Raw genomic sequence first — 15,294 nt, forward strand, 5'->3', positions numbered from 1 at the left:
CTTTACATATTGTGCGCCAGCTCACCGCTAAATACGCGCTTGGCATCCAAGTAGACGCCCTGCCAATAACTACTACTCAGACTGTCGAGGCGTACAGTACCGCCACTCGAAGGGGCATGCACAAAACGGCCCTCACCCACATAGATGCCCGCGTGGCTGACCTTGCTGCCGCCACTGGTGGCAAAGAACACCAGATCACCGCTTTGAAGGTTGCTGCGGCTGATGTTTTGCCCACGCATCTGACTTAACTGGCTGGTGGTGCGCGGCAAGCTAATACCGGCAACGTCACGGTAGACAAAGCCGATTAAGCCACTGCAATCAAAGCCGCCATCAGGGGTATTGCCACCATAACGGTAAGGGGTGCCAACCAAGCCAATAGCACGAATCAGCACATCGTCGGCATTACCATTAGCAGCAGGATTGGTTATTCGAGGGACAGGTTGCGGCGAAGGAGGATGACTAGAACAGGCGCTTAGTAGCGCTGCAAGTGATAACAATGCAATGCGGATCGTTCGAGTCATGCGAGGCGCACCAAATAACGTAGTGCGCCTACTCTGCCGTGCTATCGCTTATGACGCAAGCGTGAGCGTGACGCGAGCATTGGCTGACTGCGCGAAGCCTTGTGCGCGGAGACGACAGTGCGGGTAAAACCGGCCTGATGGCCGAGCTTCGAATGCCCCCGCGAAGCGAGCATAGGCTGATCACGTGACCCATCGCCTTTAAGGAAGCGCTTGGCACCAATGTAGTGACGGCTCCAATAGCTGTTACCCAGCTTGCTGATGCGGATGGACTTGCCCGTACGCGGTGCGTGAATGAACTCTCCTTCACCGATATACAGGCCAATGTGACTGACCCGGCCATTACCGTTGTGATTAAAGAACACAACATCACCGGCACGCAGGTCGCTTTTGGCGACTTTCGGCGCGTTCATCTTGATCATCTGGCCTGTGGTGCGCGGCAGATGGATATTGGCCTCGCTACCGAAAAGATAAACAATCAAACCACTGCAATCGAAACCACGACGCGCATTGGTGCCACCCCAACGATAAGGCACACCGATCAATTCCTGGGCACGCCCAACAACCGCAGCCGCTTTAGGCAATGAGGCCTTTTCCAAGCTGGCGTGCTTCTCATTTGCCTGAGCTGAAAAGCTGGAAAACAACCCAAAGGAGCAACAAAACAAAACACTTAAGAGAGATTTACGCATTACGAAACCCGAGCAGCAACAGCGGTTGCGGATGCCAAAAAAATTAAAAATACAGTTTTACCGCTCCATACCCACAAACGTGCGAGACAACCGGCACCACCAAAAATGAAAAAGGCGCCTAAGCGCCTTTGCACACACACTAACGGACAGTAACTCCCTGCCCGGTTGAAGCCATCGCCAGTACGCGCTTAGCTTCCATGTAATTGCGCTTCCAGTAGGCGTCCTGAAGACTGTCTATTCGGACGCCACCACTGCGCCGACTGGCAGAGTGGATAAAACGATCATCACCCATGTAAATCCCGGCATGGCTGACACGACCACGGCCGTTGGTGCTAAAAAACACCAAATCCCCGGGTTCCAACTCATCGCGCTTCACAAGCGGCGCATCGATGTTAATCATTTCACGGGTTGAGCGCGGCAACTGCATGCCCGCTTCTTCTTCAAACAGATAGCCAATAAAGCCACTGCAATCGAAACCCGATTTCACGCTACTGCCGCCCCAGCGGTAGCGCGTACCGACCAGCGAAAGACCGTGTTCTAGAATACTGTCAGCCAACTGGGGCAACTGATACGACTTCTGTGCGGCTAGCGCATCAGTGAAGTCGGTAAAGTCTTCCGTCGCTGGATTGATCGCCTCAGCCACCGGTTCTGGTGTGCTGATTTGAGGTTGCGGTGCCTGGCTAGCACAGGCTGCCAGAAGGACCGTAAGTGCAATAGGCACGAGGGGTGCGAAGCGTTTTAGCATGGGCACAGCCGTGTCGAATTTAATAAATTCGCGAGACTATGCCTTCTATGGCGATGATTTGCAAATTCTATTGACTGAAATGTGACTTAAGAGTTCCGGCAAAACATCTAAGGCTCTTCCAGCCAAATACACATCGACACTGTCGCTAATTCCAGTTCGGGCAGGATTTATCTCCGCAGTAAACGCCCCAACTGCCCGTGCACGCAGCACCGGCTCGACAATATACGCAAAGCTGGAACTGGTGCCTATGGTCAGCACCAAGTCAAAGCCCTCGCCCAGCTGTTCATAGAGTGTGCTGATGGCCCGCTCAGGCAACATCTCTTCAAATAACACCACCGGTGGCCGCAAGATACCAGCACAATGGCGGCACAGCGGCGGCAATTGCTCGGTTAAACGACCCGCCAAGTCATCCTCTTGCTGGCCACAAGATTGGCAATAGAGCGGCGCAAGCTGGCCATGAATTTCAATCAGCCGATCATCAGGGCTGCCGGCGGCTCGGTGAAAGCCATCGATATTCTGCGTGAGCAACCAACACTGCGGCTTGAGCCTTTGCAGCTCCGCAATAACTTGATGCCCGACATTTGCCTGGGCACCGAGGCATGCGCGGCCCAATTCGGCCAAGTATTTCCAGCACAGCGCAGGATCGCGCTGAAGCATTGGGCCACTCAGCGCCGCTTCAATCGGCAAGCCGTCGCTGGTATTGCCGTTGTACAGACCACCAACACCACGGTAGGTGGGCAGCCCTGAATCTGCGGAAAGCCCCGCACCGGTGATAATCAGTACCCGCTCAGCGCAATTGAAGGCCTGGGCCAGCCGTTCGATATCACTCAACATCTCGTCCCCTTGCCGACGCGGTAAATAGTCGTCGTCAGTGATTAACCGTATAAGCCAACATCGTAGACAGTTGACATAAAGGGCGGCCACTTTGCTCATGCCAAGTGTTGAATGCAGCTTGCACCGTGGCGAGATCCCTGAGACTGGTTGGGACTTTATCGATGATATTCTGCGCATTGAGTGCCGCGACCATGTCATTGGTCGGCACAAAGGTATCTTTTCCGACCATGCGTAAGAAGCGCGGTGCAGACAATCCACCCATTTGCGCACCGTGCTTGGCTATGTATTTCCACAAGCCCACAATATCGTTTACCGGCCAGTCGGCAATCAGCTCGCCAAAACTGCCCTTCTCATGGCGTACATCGAGAATAAACTGAGCATTGCGCGGCACGCTTTTAAGCTTGCCGAGGTGGCGAATAATTCGCGCATCCTGCATCAGGTTCTCAATTCGCTCAGCCCCCATCAGCACAACCTTGTCGGGGTCAAAGCCAAAAAAGACCTGCTCAAACGCCGGCCATTTTGCGTCAATCACGCTGTGCCTGAGGCCTGCACGAAACACCCGCAGGCTCATCACCGACAGATAACGGTCATCAGGAATGCTGCGTAAGTATTCAGAGGTTTCAGGTTGCGGCAGGTGAGCCTCAAGCTTGGCGGCTGATCCAAAGCGATTGAGGCAGTACTCGTTGAGCCATTTATAGTCGCGCATGGGTTACCTTTGCCAAGTGAGGGGTCTGCATTTTTAGCCCAGCAGGCTGCAAGCAATTGCTTGCAGCCTAAATAATTATCGGGCGTTACAGGTTCATCACATCGACAAAGCGTGGCGTCGCATTCGAATCAATCTTCAGGCTGGCGAAATCAAACAACTCACGATCAGCCAATTGCGACGGCACAATATTCTGCAATGCTCGGAACATGATTTCAGTGCGCCCTGGGGTCTTGCGCTCCCATTCTTGCAGCATGTGCTTGACCACCTGACGCTGCAGGTTCTCCTGAGAACCACACAGGTTGCATGGAATGATCGGGAATTGCTGCAAGGTCGAATAGGCTTCGATATCAGCTTCATTGCAGTAGGCCAGCGGGCGAATCACCACGTTACGACCATCGTCCGAACGCAGCTTGGGCGGCATCGCTTTCAGGGTGCCGCCGTAGAACATATTGAGGAAGAAAGTTTCCAAAATATCATCACGGTGATGACCCAGCGCCATTTTCGTCGCACCGATTTCATCAGCGAAGGTGTAGAGCGTGCCACGACGCAGACGCGAGCACAGTGAACAGGTGGTTTTGCCCTCAGGGATTTTCTCTTTCACCACTGAGTAAGTGTCTTTCTCGACGATGTGGTACGCCACACCGATCGACTCCAGATACGCCGGCAACACGTGCTCCGGGAAGCCTGGCTGCTTCTGGTCCATGTTCACCGCGACGATTTCAAACTTAATCGGCGCTACTTTCTGTAAATGCAGCAGTACATCAAGCATGGTGTAGCTGTCTTTACCGCCAGACAGGCAGACCATCACCTTGTCGCCATCTTCGATCATGTTGTAGTCAGTTATGGCTTCGCCAGCCTGACGACGCAGACGTTTTTGCAGTTTGTTCTGATTGACCGAGAGGGTGCCCATGGTGCGCTGGTGTCCGCATAGAAATACTAAGCCCGCTAGTTTACCTAGATTGTGCGCGCCGCCCTACCCCATTAATCAGCTGATGCCACGCAAGTGATAAATGAGACGCTATACGCAGATATCGAGCCTCGACTGCACGGAGACCGCTTAGTTGGTAGGCTTGGATTATGAAGACTGTTTTAGACCCCGAGCTCGACCTACCCGCCCAAATACTCAGCCTGCTTAAAGCGACGCCTGCTGGGATCAGCGAATATGCACTGATTCAGCAGCTTAAAAACCAGCACTCAAGCCACATACCCAATCTGCCGCTGACCGACAAGCTGGTGCTGTTTCGCACTCACTTTTTGCTGTTTAACGCGCTGTACCGGCTGCGTGACCAGCTTTTTCAACAACAAAGCGCTTGCTTGCATATCAGTGCACTGCTTATTGAGCTGCGTCCCTATCAACCTAGCTTGCAAGCGGACGCACAAATGCCCAGCGAACAAGATCCGCTGCGCAGCTATTACTTGGACATGGACAACCTCAGCGGTATTGAGACCCAGGATGTTGAAAAACTGCTGGTCAGTTTCTGGACGAGGATGCAAGGCGGCGATGAAAAACGCGCGGCACTGGAACTTTTCGAGCTGAACCAAAGTTCTGAAGCGCTGAATTTAGTCCAGATCAAACAACGTTACCGCCAACTGGTCAGCCTCCATCACCCGGACCGAGGCGGCAATACAGAGCGCTTGCAGTCGATCAATAAAGCCATGGAAATTCTTACACGCTATTACCAGTGACTCGTAAATACCGATTTGCTCTAAGCCAGCCCTCCTCACTTTCGCCACACAGTGCCTATACTGCGACATACGGTCGCATTTAAATTGGCCTGTACCCGGCAACGCTGCTCACGCGCTCCGGGCGCTCCGCCGGGGGGCGACCGCTATAACAAAAGGAGGTGCCAGGTATGATCCACCATGTTTGGGGGCTCTTCACCCATCCTGACCAAGAATGGCAAGAAATCCGTGGCGAAGAAGAATCCATAAGCCACATGTATCTCACCCATGTCCTGCTACTCGCAGCGATACCCGCAGTCTCAGCCTATATCGGAACCACACAAGTAGGCTGGTCAATCGCCGGCCATACCCCCGTGATGCTCACTGAAGGCAGCGCATTACAACTCACGATCATGGCCTACCTTGCCATGCTTGCGGGGGTTGCGGTCATGGGCGCGTTCATTCACTGGATGGCACGAACCTATGACGCCACCCCGTCATTTACCCGCTGCGTGGTCTTTGCCGCTTACACCGCTACACCACTATTTATAGGAGGTTTGGCTGCACTTTATCCACACATGTGGTTGGGCATGGTGATTGGCACCGTAGCCATCTGCTACACGGTCTACTTGCTGTATGTCGGCATTCCAACCTTTATGAGCATTCCTGATGATGAGGGCTTTATGTTCTCAAGCTCGGTGCTTGCCGTTGGTTTGGTGGTGTTGGTTGCGATGATTAGCGCATCGGTAATCCTTTGGGGCATCGGTCTTGGCCCGGAATACACCAGCTAATGACAAGGTAAAGAGGCAACAAGCGAAACCACCTAAGGGTGGTTTCGTCGTTTTGTAGCTGCCAGAAAGCTTGGACGCGGGCATAATCAGGCGCTAATCATTGACTGTGACGCTTATGCTCGACCAGATACACGAACGTGTAGAGGCCTGTTATTTACAAGCTGAAGCCTTCTTCAAACAGCCCTTTGTGCGCCCTGAAGTCTGCTTCAAGCTGCGCGGACAAAAAGCCGGGGTTGCACACCTCACAGAGAACAAACTGCGCTTTAACCCGCAATTGTACCGGGAAAATCAGCAAGACTTTCTCAAACAGACAGTCCCTCATGAAGTCGCCCACCTGATTGCCCATCACCTGTTTGGCCTGAGCATTCAGGCCCATGGCGAGGAATGGCAACTGATAATGCGTGGCGTGTACGAGCTACCGCCCCATCGCTGCCACAGCTACGAAGTCAAACGCCGCCAAGTCCAGCGCTATATCTACCGCTGTACCTGTCCCGATACTAAGGGCGAATTCCCCTTCTCTGCCCAGCGTCACGCGCTGGTTGCCAAAGGTCGTCGCTACTTCTGCCGCCGCTGCAAAGTCACGCTGAGTTTTACTGGCGAACAACGGGTCGAATAAACCTGGTGCATGCGGTCCTGCTGAACCGTTAATCGCTGCGCTGGCAACTATTGCGCCATCGCCTCGTCAAATGCCTCAAGTATGACGACAAGGTGCATACTCAACCTTCACATGCGCAAGGACACGCCGATGATCGAACCCATTTTGCTCGCCGCAACCCGCCTCTCGACTTTTGATATAGATCGTCACCTGACTAACGCCACGGGCTTTTATTTTGAGCGAGACGAACGCCTGTTTTTAGTCACCAGCCGGCACGTGGTAATCGACGCAGCCACCGAGCACTACCCCAGCCGCCTCGAAATCGAACTGCACACAGACGCTGACAACATCGCACAATCAATCGGTTTCTCTGTCCCGCTGTATCACGAAGGCAAAAGCATTTGGCGGCAGGCTGAAGACACCACGGGCGAAATTGACGTGGCAGTGGTAGAACTTGATCGCGCCGCCTTGCCCAAAGAAATGTTCTATCAAGCCTACACACCTGAGCACCTGCAGCACTCGCTGGACCAAGTCGAGGTCGGCACTTCACTGTTGGTGGTAGGTTTCCCGCTGGGCTTTCACGACACCCTGCACCACATTCCCGTGGTCAGACAGGCCGTGATCGCATCCTCATTTGGTCTACGTTTTCAGGGCCAGGGTTACTTCTTGAGTGATGCCCGCACGCACCGTGGCATCAGTGGTGCACCCGTAATCATGCGGGCGACCTCGGAGCAAAAAGACGCACTCGGCGAATTACCCTGGGTACTGCTGGGCATCCACTCGGCGCGGCTTGATGTCGGCACCCGCGACCTTGCGCTCGATGAAGCGCTAGGCCTCAATTGCACATGGTATGCCGATGTTTTGATGACGCTGACGGAAAGCTGAGCCCGTGAAATCAGGGCTCAGTCATAACTGATCCCTGATGAGCCCGCTAATGTCTAGGTTGCAGCCTTACTGGCCCTCAAGTCTGCAATTTGTTGTTCGCTGTAACCCAGGTTAGCTAACACCTCAGCAGTATGCGACCCGACCTCAACCCCCACATGACGAGGCTCGGGCAAGCCAGAGGAAAACTTGATCGGGCAAGCCAACTGTTTTTGCGCAGATTGGCCATCGCGCGAAACCTCTGTGACCACCCCACGAGCCTTGAGTTGAGGATGCTCACAGGCCTCAGAAAGATTAAGCATGGGTTCTACGCAGGCATCAATTTGCGCAAAGCGCTGACACAACTCATCGAAATCGTGTTTTTCAAATTCGATTTCCAACTCACGCTTGAGCGCCTGTTGCTCCTCAGCCTTAGGCGACAAACCATGTAAAGCCAATTCAGGCCGGCCAATTGCCGAACAAAACTGCTGCATAAATTGCGGTTCCAGACTGCCCACCGAAAACCAACGACCATCACGGGTGCGGTAGTAATCATAAAAGCTGCCACCATTGAGCGCCTGCTTTTGCATCTGCGGCTCAACACCAGCAGCTAAATACCCGGCCCCCGCCATGCCATTGAGGCTGAATGCGCAGTCAGTCATGCTGATATCAACATATTGGCCTTCACCGCTGTGATTACGCTGAATAACCGCTGCCAACAGCCCCATGACACCATGCAACGAACCGCCGGCTATGTCCGCAAGCTGCACACCCAAGGGTAAGGGCCCGGTTTCACTGCGACCGGTATAACTGGCGATGCCAGCCAATGCGAGGTAGTTGATATCGTGTCCGGCGCGGTCTTTGTAGGGGCCGGTTTGCCCGTAACCAGTGATGGACACATATATCAACTTGGGATTTATTGCCTTTAATGCTTCGTAACCCACCCCAAGCTTGTCCATCACCCCAGGCCGGAACTGCTCTAGCACGATGTCATAATCCTTGACCAACTGCTTGACCACCTCGACCGCTGCGGCCTGCTTTAAATCCAGGGCAATACTGCGTTTATTGCGATTGAGGTAGGCATGGCTGGCTGAAACGCCGTCTACATGCGGTGGCAAAACCCGCACAAGGTCGACCCGAGTAGGTGACTCAACACGTAATACATCTGCCCCCATATCCGCCAATAACAGCGAAGCAAATGGCCCAGGTAGCAGCGTCGAAAAATCCAGCACTTTGAGCGAAGCAAGCGGGCCGTTCATTGCAACTCCTTAATCATTATGGATCGGCTAATCTTTAAATTGGCATTAAGTAACGCGAACAAAGTTTTTACCGTAAATAAACTGCTTAGCAGTAATTCGGTTCTACCGAATAAGACTAGATCCCGCAGCGCTGAGCCTCAATGACCCATATGCTCAGACTGCAGTGACTGTTTCAGTCAGGTACTATAGGCACCTGTCACAAAATATTCCGAACAGCCAACAGCCCGCGCGAGTGATATCAAAATGCTCTTCGGCGCTGAACCAAATAGCTGTTCAAATATTCTGATGCTAACTATCTACGAACCACAGCAGTCGTTCATTTCTAACAGGAGCTTTATCTATGCGCACAGCTCGTGCACGGAGTCGCGGCCGAATACCCGCCAAATTATTAGCTGGGCTTCTCCTGATCATGGGCTTGGCTTTATTGATCGGTGGCATTCGCCTGGGCATGCTTGGCGGCTCCTGGTATTACTTGCTGGCCGGTATTGGCGTTAGCCTGAGCGGCTTCTTCCTGTTCCGACTGCACCCAGCAGTCATCATTATTTATGCGATTTTCCTGTTTGCCAGCACCGGCTGGTCGCTGTGGGAAGTCGGCCTTGATTGGTGGCAGCTGGTCCCGCGTCTGGCGTTGTGGTTCGCCATCGGCTTAGTCCTTTGTCTACCCTGGATTCGCCGCCCGCTGCAGCCACAACCTGTTGGCTTGGCCAACGGCCTGCTCGGTGCCTCGGTGGTGCTGGCTGGAGCGGTGGCAATTGCTAGCCAATTCACCGGTTACAACGGAGAAATCAAAGGCGAACTCAGTCGCGCCAGCACTGATGTCGAAAACGCTGCACCTGAGATGCCTGACGGCGACTGGCAATCATATGGCCGCACCAGCTTTGGTGATCGCTATTCACCACTGGGGCAAATCACCCCGGAAAACGCGCACCAGTTAGAACTGGCCTGGACCTATCGCACTGGCGACATCCCAGGGCCAAACGACCCGCAAGAAACCACCGCAGAAAACACCCCGCTAAAAGCCAACGGAATGCTTTATGTGTGTACACCACACAGCCAGGTAATAGCTCTGGACCCAGACAGCGGCAAGGAAATCTGGCGCTTCGATCCTAAAATCACCACGCAACATGCTGACAGCTTCAAAGGCTGGGCACACATGACCTGCCGTGGCGTGGCGTATCACGAAGATAAGAGCGCCGTTCAGGCCAGCACCTCGCCTGAGCAAAATGCCTGCCCGCGACGCTTGTTCCTGCCAACAGCTGACACCCGCTTGATGGCGATCAACGCCGACACCGGTAAGGTCTGCAGCGACTTTGGCGACAATGGCACAGTTGACCTGACCGCCAACATGGGCAGCTTTACGCCGGGGGGTTACTACTCCACCTCGCCTCCAGGCGTGAGCGGCGACTTAGTCATCATTGGCGGCCACGTGACGGACAATGTTTCGGTGGATGAGCCTTCAGGCGTCATTCGCGCCTATGACGCGAAAGACGGTCATCTGGTATGGAACTGGGACAGCGGCAAGCCTGATGCAACCGCACCGATAGCCGAGGGTGAAACCTACACCCGCAACTCGCCGAACATGTGGTCGGTGATGAGCATCGACGACAAGCTCGGCCTGCTGTACCTGCCGATGGGCAACCAGATGCCGGATCAGTGGGGCGGCAACCGTTCCAAGGCATCGGAAACCTACAGCGCTGGCGTAACGGCACTGGACATCAAAACCGGCAAAGTCAGCTGGACCTACCAGATGACCCACCACGACCTGTGGGACATGGACATTGGTGGCCAACCGACCCTGATCGACATCAAGACTGCCGACGGAGTCAAGCCAGCGGTAATCGCATCGACCAAGCAAGGCAGCATCTATGTGCTTGATCGCAGCAATGGTCAGCCGATAGTTCCGGTCAAGGAAGTGCCAGTTCCGCAGGGCGCAGTCGAAGGTGATTTCACCTCGCCGACCCAGCCTATGTCGGAACTCAACTTCATGCCAAAAACGCTGACCGAAAAGGACATGTGGGGCGGCACACCGTTTGACCAGATGCTTTGCCGCATCCAGTACAAATCGCTGCGCTATGAAGGCATCTACACGCCGCCCTCTTTGCAAGGTTCTATCGTCTACCCGGGTAACTTCGGGGTGTTCGATTGGGGCGGTATTTCGGTTGATCCTAAGCGCCAGATTGCCATCGTAAACCCTAACTACATGGCGTTTACCTCGCAATTGGTGCCAAGCGAAGCCGTTGAAGGCGGCCCCGCGCGCAAAAGTGAAACCGAAGGTGTACAGCCCAACAAAGGCGCGCCATACGGTGTAATCCTGCAGCCGCTGCTGTCGCAACTGGGCCTGCCTTGCCAGTCACCACCTTGGGGCTACATTGCAGCCGTTGACCTGACCAACCATCAGGTTATCTGGCAGCACAAAAACGGTACTGTGCGCGACAGCTCACCGGTGCCATTGCCACTGCCGATGGGTGTTCCAAGCTTGGGCGGGACTATCACAACTGAAGCAGGCGTTGCCTTCCTCAGCGGTACGCTGGACCAGTACCTGCGCGCCTACAACGTCAGTAACGGCAAGCAACTCTGGGAAGGCAGGCTTCCTGCTGGTGGCCAGACCACGCCGATGACTTACACCGGCAAAGACGGTCGTCAGTATGTGCTGGTGGTTGCCGGTGGTCACGGTTCACTTGGCACCAAGCAAGGCGATTATGTAATGGCCTTTGCTTTGCCGAAAAAGTAACAGCCGCTAAATCGACTCTATGTACTTATAAGAGGGCCGCAAGGCCCTCTTTTCGATTAAGCCAAGGAGCCAAGATGCTCAAGTCTCTTGCCCTACTCCTAAGCCTCACCAGCTTAGGCGCATGCACCACGAGCCAGACCATGCCAAGTCAATACGATCTACTTATCGGTAGCTACACCCAAGGCACCAGCCAAGGTATTTACCGTTATCACTACAATGCGCAGACGGGTCGCATCAGTGAGCAACCGGTACAGATAGTCCCGGCAGCTAACCCCTCATTCTTGTTGCTCTCGGCGGATAAGACCCGGTTATATAGCGTCAACGAAAACGGTCCGGGACAGGCCGACAATGTGGGTCAGGCCAGCAGCTTTACTGTGGAGCCTGATGACCATTCGATCAGCCCAATAAACCGAGTAGACACCGGCGGCGATGAGCCAACCCACGCCAGCATGAGCCCTGATGGTCACTTCTTATTCGTCGCCAATTATGCGGTTCATCCAAAGCCCGGTGGTAGCCTGAGCGTACTCCCGGTTAGCCCGGCCGGCGAACTACAGCCGCCAAGCCAGCTGTTGACGAACAAACCGAGCAACGCCAATAAAGAGCGTCAAGCCAGCTCACATGTTCACTCGGTGGTGATGAGCCCAGATCGGCAGTATGTCTTTGCCAGCGATTTGGGTGCCGACCAAGTTGTCCGCTATCGCTATGACGCCCAGTCAAACAAACCGCTAAGCGAGGCTAGCAGCACTGCTTTACCCCCCGGCAGCGGCCCGCGTCACTTGCTGTTTGGCAACGATGGCACTCATGCCTATCTGACACTGGAACTGAGCAATCAGTTGGCAGTGTTCAGCTATGCGCAAGGTTCGTTGCATCAGCAGCAAATAATCGACCTTGACCCGCCTGGCTCAGGCTCTGCTACCTATGCGGCCGGCGCTCTGCATACCTCGGCTGATGGTCGTTTTTTGTACGTGGCAATTCGCGGGCCCGTAAGCCAGATATTGGTGTTTAACACTCAACTTGAATTGCTGCAGCGCCACCCCGTCGCCGGTAAAGAATTGCGTGAGTTTCGCATCGATCCAAGTGGCAAGCATATGTTGATTGCCAATCAAGGCAGCAACGAGGTGCTGGTGATTGGCCGCGACCCACAGACGGGAAAACTCGGTGAAGTACAACAGCAGGTCAAGATCGGTAACCCTTCCGACCTACTGTTTATCGGTGCAGATAGATAACAACAGATGCGCTGAATTGGCCAATTCAGCGCATGGCTAAGCAGGCATGCTTGTCCCTGTAGCGACAGACTGGCACCATCGGCCAGCCGCTATCAGGGATCTGTGTTTATGAGCGAAGCAACCATCGCCAGCCATTTTGTCCGCGCCGCCATAGGCGGTGCGCAGCGCAAAGGTTACGACTGCTCAATGGTGTTGCGTCAGCTCAATATCCAACCAGCACTACTTGACGAGCCACGCGCACGCATCACCCCGGAGCAATTCGCGTTGCTCATTCAGCAGCTGTGGGAAATGCTCGACGACGAATACCTCGGCCTCGGTAAATACCCAAGCAAACGCGGCACCTTCGCGATGATGTGCCACGCCATAATCCATTGCCGCTCACTGGAAAAAGCCCTGAGTCGGGGCTGTCTGTTTTATAGCTTATTTCCTCAAGCCCCCAGTATTCAGCTTAGCCATGAAGGTGACCTCGCCTGCCTCACTGTCGATGGCTCAGCTCTGGATGATCCAGAGCACTTCTTAGTCGAGTCATTACTGGTGATTTGGCACCGGCTGGGCAGTTGGCTTATCGGCCAACGTATTCGCCTTGAAGAGGCCACATTTAACTACGTCAAACCAGAGCATGAACCCCACTACCAGTTGCTATTTCCTTGCCCCCGGCACTTCAATAGCCCACGCACCTGCCTGCGCTTTCACAAGCGTTACCTGACGATGCCCTTGTTGCAGGACGAACGCACCCTCAAGCATTTTCTACAGCATTCACCGGCCGACCTGCTTGCAAGACCAGACGGCGGCCATAGCTTGATCAGCCAGATCCGGCGTTTGCTCGGGCGCGACTGTAACCAATGGCCCGACCTGGAAAGCATCGCGCAAAAAATGCACATGAGCCCACAAACCTTACGCCGTCACCTGCGCGAGGAAGGTTCAAGTTTTCAGGAATTGAAAGACAATTTGCGCCGTGACTTGGCGATTTACCACCTGAGCCGCGATGAAGTCTCAATTCAGATGCTTGCCGAACAACTCGGTTTTTCCGAACCGTCGGCTTTTCATCGGGCGTTCAAAAAATGGACAGGCCTGACGCCCGGTGCCTACCGCACCTTAGAACACTAAGCCCAAGATCACAGACGCCGCGCTCGCCATGCCGCAACCATAAACAGAGCGGCCAGAATACCCAGCAGCGCCAGCCAGCCGGCGTGCTCCCACACATAGCCGCCGACATAACCGACCACGCTTGAGCCGAGGTAATAGGCACATAGATAAAGTGCCGAGGCTTGTGCCTTGGCGCCTTTGGCGCGCTGGCCAATCTGACCGCTGGCGACCGCATGGGCAGCAAAAAAGCCCAGGGTAAACAGACCTAAACCGATCACCACAGCGACCAGCCAAGGTGTTGCGCACAAGCCAACTCCCACCAGCATGATGACAATACCGCCCTGCATCACTTGGCGTGCGCCCAATCGCGGCACCAGTCTACCGGCCCAACCAGCGCTGAAAATACCCACCAGATAAACCGTAAACAGCAAACCAATCACAGTCGACGACAGGTTGAAAGGTGCCGCAGCTAAACGGAAGCCGACATAATTGAACATGGCGACAAAGCCGCCCATCAACAAAAAGCCCATGCTGAACAACAGGCGTAACTCTGGGTTGGCCAGATGGATTTTAAAGTTACGCAGCAACCCGCTGAGCGACAACGACTGCGCCTGAAAATGCCTGGATGCTGGCAACAGCCAGATAAACAAGCCCAGACCCAATACACCGAGGCTGCCAATACCGGCCAAGGCCAGGTGCCAACCGCCAATATCGCTGAGAAAACCCGCCAACAAGCGTCCCAGCAAGCCACCCAGTGCAGTACTGCCGATATAAAGTCCCATCGCTGCAGGCAAGGCTTTGGGGTCAAACTCCTCCCCTACATAGGCCATCGCCAAGGCCGGTAAGCCACTGAGCGCCAAACCAAGCATGCAACGCAAGATCAGCAAGTGATCCCAATCACTGACCAATGCACAGGCAATTCCAAGCAGGCTAGCCAAGCCCAACGCCACCGCCATGACCGGCTTGCGGCCCCAGCTTTCGGCAAGCGCGCCTGAAACCAGCAAGCACAATGCAAGACTCAATGTAGTGAGGGACAACGCCAAACTGCTTGCTGCGGCAGAAACACTAAAATAACTGGCCAATAACGGCAGTAAGGGTTGCACACAATAGAGCAAGGCGAAGGTCGAAAACCCTGCGCAGAAAAGCGCCAAGGTGGCGCGCTTATAGGCTGGAGTGCCTTGCTGCAGATGGCTTGTACTAGCTGTATCGGACATTAAATAGCTCACAAAAAACGGCCCCTGACTGGCCGCATACAAATGTTAGCATGCTACCTACCTTGTTTACCCCTCTAACCTGCGCAATCAGCAGCCATCAACACACTAGATTTTTCCTTACCATTTGTCTGGTTATTGACTCAGATCATTCGACGCTCCGCATCCAAGTCTAGACTTTTGTTCAGACCACCTGATGAGTGAGCCTGTATGCAACCTTCGACGGATAAGAAGGGCACGAAGGGCAAAGAGACCCGCCTCTTCCTATTTTTAGTGATCTGCCTATTTCCTGCGCTAGCCGTTGCCATCGTGGGTGGCTATGGCTTCTTTATCTGGTTTATGCAGATGCTTGTCGGTCCGCCTGGCCCGCCCTCCTAATC

The 15,294-nt window shown here is 54.3% G+C and carries 16 protein-coding genes; 8 read left to right on the forward strand and 8 right to left on the reverse strand.

All coding sequences use genetic code 11. From position 1 onward, the window contains the following. Window positions 1–2 precede the first annotated feature (2 nt). The 6 genes from ACIGCM_RS11980 to ttcA all read right to left on the reverse strand — a co-directional run bounded on the left by ACIGCM_RS11980 (window position 3) and on the right by ttcA (window position 4,402). Window positions 3–521 (reverse strand): C40 family peptidase, encoded by a 519-nt coding sequence (locus ACIGCM_RS11980; RefSeq protein ID WP_397502280.1) that lies wholly within the window; start codon window positions 519–521, stop codon window positions 3–5. 41 nt (window positions 522–562) lie between these two features. After that, a complete protein-coding gene (locus ACIGCM_RS11985; protein ID WP_397502281.1) occupies window positions 563–1,207 on the reverse strand; it encodes a C40 family peptidase in 645 nt (214 codons plus the stop codon). A gap of 139 nt (window positions 1,208–1,346) precedes the next feature. Then, window positions 1,347–1,952, reverse strand: a complete 606-nt coding sequence (locus tag ACIGCM_RS11990) for a C40 family peptidase (RefSeq protein WP_397502282.1) — start codon at window positions 1,950–1,952, stop codon at window positions 1,347–1,349. Window positions 1,953–1,997: 45 nt separating this feature from the next. Continuing rightward, window positions 1,998–2,786 carry an NAD-dependent deacylase gene (locus ACIGCM_RS11995; protein WP_397502283.1) on the reverse strand — a complete coding sequence of 263 codons (789 nt, stop codon included), beginning with the start codon at window positions 2,784–2,786 and terminating at the stop codon, window positions 1,998–2,000. A gap of 34 nt (window positions 2,787–2,820) precedes the next feature. After that, on the reverse strand, window positions 2,821–3,492 hold the full coding sequence (locus tag ACIGCM_RS12000; protein ID WP_397502284.1) for a DNA-3-methyladenine glycosylase I: 672 nt from the start codon (window positions 3,490–3,492) through the stop codon (window positions 2,821–2,823). Between the two features lie 85 nt (window positions 3,493–3,577). Further along, entirely contained in the window at window positions 3,578–4,402 is an 825-nt protein-coding gene (gene ttcA, locus ACIGCM_RS12005; protein ID WP_397502285.1) for a tRNA 2-thiocytidine(32) synthetase TtcA, read from the reverse strand. A gap of 167 nt (window positions 4,403–4,569) precedes the next feature. Between ttcA and ACIGCM_RS12010 the strand changes: the two genes are divergently transcribed. The 4 genes from ACIGCM_RS12010 (at window position 4,570) to ACIGCM_RS12025 (ending at window position 7,425) form a co-directional block, all read left to right on the forward strand. Further along, on the forward strand, window positions 4,570–5,178 hold the full coding sequence (locus tag ACIGCM_RS12010; RefSeq protein ID WP_397502286.1) for a DNA-J related domain-containing protein: 609 nt from the start codon (window positions 4,570–4,572) through the stop codon (window positions 5,176–5,178). A 167-nt stretch (window positions 5,179–5,345) separates the two neighbouring features. Then, window positions 5,346–5,945 carry a Yip1 family protein gene (locus tag ACIGCM_RS12015; protein WP_397502287.1) on the forward strand — a complete coding sequence of 200 codons (600 nt, stop codon included), beginning with the start codon at window positions 5,346–5,348 and terminating at the stop codon, window positions 5,943–5,945. A 115-nt stretch (window positions 5,946–6,060) separates the two neighbouring features. Continuing rightward, window positions 6,061–6,561 (forward strand): SprT family zinc-dependent metalloprotease, encoded by a 501-nt coding sequence (locus tag ACIGCM_RS12020; protein ID WP_397502288.1) that lies wholly within the window; start codon window positions 6,061–6,063, stop codon window positions 6,559–6,561. 129 nt (window positions 6,562–6,690) lie between these two features. Further along, window positions 6,691–7,425: a serine protease gene (locus ACIGCM_RS12025; protein ID WP_397502289.1), complete on the forward strand. Its 735-nt coding sequence runs from the start codon at window positions 6,691–6,693 to the stop codon at window positions 7,423–7,425. A 53-nt stretch (window positions 7,426–7,478) separates the two neighbouring features. Here ACIGCM_RS12025 and ACIGCM_RS12030 read toward each other — a convergent pair whose 3' ends face one another. Continuing rightward, window positions 7,479–8,660 (reverse strand): CaiB/BaiF CoA transferase family protein, encoded by a 1,182-nt coding sequence (locus ACIGCM_RS12030; protein WP_397502290.1) that lies wholly within the window; start codon window positions 8,658–8,660, stop codon window positions 7,479–7,481. A gap of 340 nt (window positions 8,661–9,000) precedes the next feature. On the opposite strand from ACIGCM_RS12030, the gene ACIGCM_RS12035 reads away from it, so the two are divergent. The 3 genes from ACIGCM_RS12035 to ACIGCM_RS12045 all read left to right on the forward strand — a co-directional run bounded on the left by ACIGCM_RS12035 (window position 9,001) and on the right by ACIGCM_RS12045 (window position 13,724). Next, window positions 9,001–11,391, forward strand: coding sequence for a glucose/quinate/shikimate family membrane-bound PQQ-dependent dehydrogenase (locus ACIGCM_RS12035; RefSeq protein ID WP_397502291.1), 2,391 nt, complete (start codon window positions 9,001–9,003; stop codon window positions 11,389–11,391). Window positions 11,392–11,465: 74 nt separating this feature from the next. After that, on the forward strand, window positions 11,466–12,617 hold the full coding sequence (locus tag ACIGCM_RS12040; protein ID WP_397502292.1) for a lactonase family protein: 1,152 nt from the start codon (window positions 11,466–11,468) through the stop codon (window positions 12,615–12,617). Window positions 12,618–12,725: 108 nt separating this feature from the next. Further along, window positions 12,726–13,724 (forward strand): AraC family transcriptional regulator, encoded by a 999-nt coding sequence (locus ACIGCM_RS12045; protein WP_397502293.1) that lies wholly within the window; start codon window positions 12,726–12,728, stop codon window positions 13,722–13,724. A gap of 8 nt (window positions 13,725–13,732) precedes the next feature. Here the strand turns inward: ACIGCM_RS12045 and ACIGCM_RS12050 are convergent, their stop codons facing one another. Then, window positions 13,733–14,917, reverse strand: coding sequence for an MFS transporter (locus ACIGCM_RS12050; protein WP_397502294.1), 1,185 nt, complete (start codon window positions 14,915–14,917; stop codon window positions 13,733–13,735). Between the two features lie 207 nt (window positions 14,918–15,124). On the opposite strand from ACIGCM_RS12050, the gene ACIGCM_RS12055 reads away from it, so the two are divergent. Then, window positions 15,125–15,292: a periplasmic nitrate reductase, NapE protein gene (locus ACIGCM_RS12055; RefSeq protein WP_397502295.1), complete on the forward strand. Its 168-nt coding sequence runs from the start codon at window positions 15,125–15,127 to the stop codon at window positions 15,290–15,292. Window positions 15,293–15,294 lie beyond the last annotated feature (2 nt).

Origin of the sequence: Pseudomonas sp. NPDC078700, assembly GCF_044542375.1 — a bacterium.
Classification (GTDB): Bacteria; Pseudomonadota; Gammaproteobacteria; order Pseudomonadales; family Pseudomonadaceae; genus Aquipseudomonas.